The sequence below is a fragment of the Tepidiforma sp. genome (assembly GCF_026419595.1).
GTDB lineage: Bacteria > Chloroflexota > Dehalococcoidia > Tepidiformales > Tepidiformaceae > Tepidiforma.
Genome location: NZ_JANZZD010000053.1, coordinates 1 through 3,257, shown reverse-complemented (window position 1 = coordinate 3,257; position 3,257 = coordinate 1). Strand labels below are relative to the sequence as shown.

Genomic DNA, 3,257 nt, shown 5'->3' with positions numbered 1-3,257 from the left:
AGGTTGGAGGTTGGAGGTTGGAGGTTGGAGGTTGGAGGTTGGAGGTTGGAGGTTGGAGGTTGGAGGTTGGAGGTTATCCTCTCTCCCCGGCCCTCGTTCCCCGCTTCCCGCTTCCCGCCTCCCGCCTCCCCCTTTTCCCGCCTCCCGGTTCCCGGTTCCCGCCTCCCGCTTCCCGGTTCCCGCCTCCCGCCTCCCGCTTCCCGCCTCCCGGTTCCCGCTTCCCGCCTCCCGCTTCCCGCTTCCCGGTTCCCGCTACCATGTCCCCGTGAGCGACTTCGCCAACATCTTCCTCGCGCTCCTCTTCGAGGCGACGCCGTTCCTCCTCGCGGGGGTCGTCATCTCCGTCGTCGCCGGGCCGCTCGTCGAACGGGTCCTCGCCACGGCCGCGCTCCGCAACCCCGCGGCTGCCGTCGCCGCCGGCGCCTCGGCCGGCCTCGTCCTCCCCATGTGCGACTGCGGCAACCGGCCGCTCGCCCACCGGCTCGCGCTCGCCGGCCGGCGCGAATTCGCCCTCGCCTTCCTCGTCGCCGCCCCGGTCATCAACCCCATCGTCATCGTCACCACCTGGCTCGCCTTCCGCAGCGCCGAGCTGGTCATCCTGCGGCTCCTCCTGACCGTCCTCGCCGCCGTCGCGGTCGCCATCGTCGTCTCCCGGCTGCGGCGCGACATCGCCCTGCCGCTCGATGCCGCGTCCGATGCCCCCGGCGCCGAAGGCCATGCGCCCGCCGGCCCTTCGACCTGGGCGCCGCGCATCCTCGAAGAGTTCTTCGAGCTCTTCCAGTTCCTCGTCGTCGGCGCTGCCCTCGCCGCCGCCATCCAGGTCTTCGCCGACCAGGAGGAGTTCCTCTCCGCCCGCGGCGTCTTCCTTTCCATCGCCGCGATGATGTTCCTCGCCTTCCTCCTCAGCATCTGCTCCAGCGTCGATGCCTTCGTCGTGGCCGGCCTGGGCGGCGCCATCGGGCTCGGGCCGGCGCTCGGCTTCCTCGTGTTCGGCCCGCTCGTCAACCTGAAATCGATCCCGATGTACCTGCGCCTCTTCTCCGGCCCGGCCGTCGTCCTGCTCGTGGTCATCTGCGCGCAGGTGGCGTTCGCCGGGGCCGCCATCGCGGAGCTGCGGGCATGGTGAGGCGGCTCGCGTTCGGCGGCGCGGCGGCCGCCCTCGGCCTCCTCATCGCGTGGCGCCTCGCCGATGGCAGCGCCCGCAACATCGTGCAGGGCTGGTACGTCCCCGTGCTCTGGGTCACCGCCGCCGGCCTCCTCCTGCTCGGGGCGTGGACCCTCGCCGATGCCCTCCGCCGCGGCCGGCGCGACGGCGCCCGGCCCACCCTCGCCGGCGGGCTCGCGGCCGCCTTCATCGGCCTCCCGCTCCTCCTCGGCGCCGCCTACACCCCCCGCCCGCTCGCCTCGACGAACCTCGACCTCGCGGCGACCGCTGCCCGTCAGTTCGGCGCCTCCGCCAGCGCCGCCGACCCGGCCCGCCGCAACATCTACCAGTGGGCCTACGAGTTCGAAACCGCCGACCCGGCTGCCATCGCCGGCCAGCCGGTCGACGTCATCGGCTTCGTCTTCCGCAAGCCCGACGACCCGCCCGACCGCCTCCGCGTCGCCCGCTTCGTCGTCGCCTGCTGTATCGCCGATGCGCAGGGGTTCACCCTGCCCGTCGCATGGAAAGATGCCGGGGCGCTCACGAACGACCAGTGGGTCCGCGTCGAAGGGCGCGTCGGTATCGGCCCGGATGGCGAGCCCGTCGTGCTCGCCGCCGCCGTCACCCCCATCGAGGCGCCGCAAAATCCGTACATTTATCCGTGACGAACGCCCCGCCCTCGCCGCGTTCGGCGCCGTGACGGCCATCGTCCTCGGCGTGCTCGCCGCCGTCTTCCTCCTCGGCGACCAGCGCCGGGTCCAGGTCGTCCTCGCCCAGCCGGATGCCGCCGTCCCGGCCCCCGTCACCCTGCGCGAAATCACGCTCACGTTCGACCGCGAACCTTCCCGCGAGGCCGTCGAGGCCGCGCTCTCCTTCGAACCGCCCCTCGAGGGCGCCATCCGCTGGCGCGGCCGGACGCTCGTCTTCCTCCCGGCGGCCGTCCTCGAACCCGGCCAGTACACCGTCCGGCTCGCCCCCGGCAGCCTCGGCCGCGCCGGCGAACCCCTGCGCGAACCGTTCGAACACCGCTTCACCGTCCGCGAACCCGGCGTCGCCGTCATCCAGGTCGCCCCCGGCCGGGCCGAAGAGCGCCTCGTCGAACTCCGCGGCGGGCAGGAGCCGCGCATCCTCGCCCGCGCGCCCCGCATCATCGACTACGCCGTCTCGCCCGATGGCGCGCAGGTCGCCGTCGTCGCCGCCGATGCCGACGGCCGCGGCAGCCTCGCCCTCGTGCAGGTGAGCGACGGCGCCGGCCGGTCGCTGGTCTTCGACCCCGCCATCAACATCGGCGGTGTCGCCTGGTCGCCAGATGGCGCCACCCTCGCCGTCGTCCGCCGCGATGAACTCCCGGGCGGCGGCGAAGGCGTGCCGCGCGCCTGGCTCGTCCGCCTCAGCGGCGAATTCGTTACCACGCTCGACCCCGAAGGGCTGCCGTCGCTTTACCCCGGCTGGTCGCCCGATGGCCAGCACCTCGCCTACGTCTCGCCGAGCGACGCCCGGCTCATCGTGGTCAACCTCGCCACCGGCGAGCGGCGCGACCTCGGCCAGCCGCGCGGCGGCGCCGCCGCGTGGTCGCCCGATTCCCGCATCGTTGCGTTCGAAAGCGTGCCCCGCTCGGCCAGCGGCGCCCTCCCGCCCCAGCCCGTCCGCGTCGTGAGCCTCGACGGCGCCATCGACCTCACCCTCGGCCGCGAAGGCGAGATCCGCTCCGCGCCCCGCTTCCTCGATGCCGAGACCGTCGCCACCCTCCGGCGCGTCATCGGCCCCCAGCGCACCGGCACCGACCTCCTGCTCGAAAGCGTCCGCGATGGGCGACAGCTGCGCGCCATCGCCCTCGCCGCGGGCACCGACCTCGTCCTGCACTGGGACCTCGCCCCCGGCGGCCGCGCCATCGTCTACACCGTGCAAACGGCGCAGCAGTTCACCACCATCGTCCTCGACCTCGAAACCGGCCAGCGGACCCCGCTTCCCGCCGGCGGCGACGTCCCCCGCTGGCTCCCGTAGCCCCCGCCCGCCCCGCCCCCGTTCCCCGCCCCGGAGGTTGGAGGTTGAAGGTTGGAGGTTGGAGGTTGGAGGTTGGAGGTTGGAGGTTGGAGGTTGGAGGTTGGAGGTT

At 73.5% G+C, this 3,257-nt stretch carries 3 protein-coding genes; all 3 read left to right on the top strand.

Annotation, left to right across the window (positions count from 1 at the left end; translation table 11 throughout):
- The first annotated feature begins 265 nt into the window (after positions 1-265).
- From N2041_RS14160 to N2041_RS14150, 3 genes are read left to right on the top strand one after another with little or no spacing between them, the layout of a single operon-like run.
- Positions 266-1,126, top strand: coding sequence for a permease (locus N2041_RS14160; RefSeq protein WP_297679225.1), 861 nt, complete (start codon positions 266-268; stop codon positions 1,124-1,126).
- Positions 1,120-1,809 (top strand): TIGR03943 family protein, encoded by a 690-nt coding sequence (locus tag N2041_RS14155; protein ID WP_297679224.1) that lies wholly within the window; start codon positions 1,120-1,122, stop codon positions 1,807-1,809. The genes N2041_RS14160 and N2041_RS14155 overlap by 7 nt, the downstream gene beginning before the upstream one ends.
- A gap of 31 nt (positions 1,810-1,840) precedes the next feature.
- Complete coding sequence (locus tag N2041_RS14150) at positions 1,841-3,148, top strand: hypothetical protein (RefSeq protein ID WP_297679223.1); 1,308 nt, start codon at positions 1,841-1,843, stop codon at positions 3,146-3,148.
- Positions 3,149-3,257 lie beyond the last annotated feature (109 nt).

Bases quoted from the DNA above. Each gene is read 5' to 3' on its own strand.
- N2041_RS14155 (WP_297679224.1), top strand. From the start codon at position 1,120: ATGGTGAGGCGGCTCGCGTTCGGCGGCGCGGCGGCCGCCCTCGGCCTC.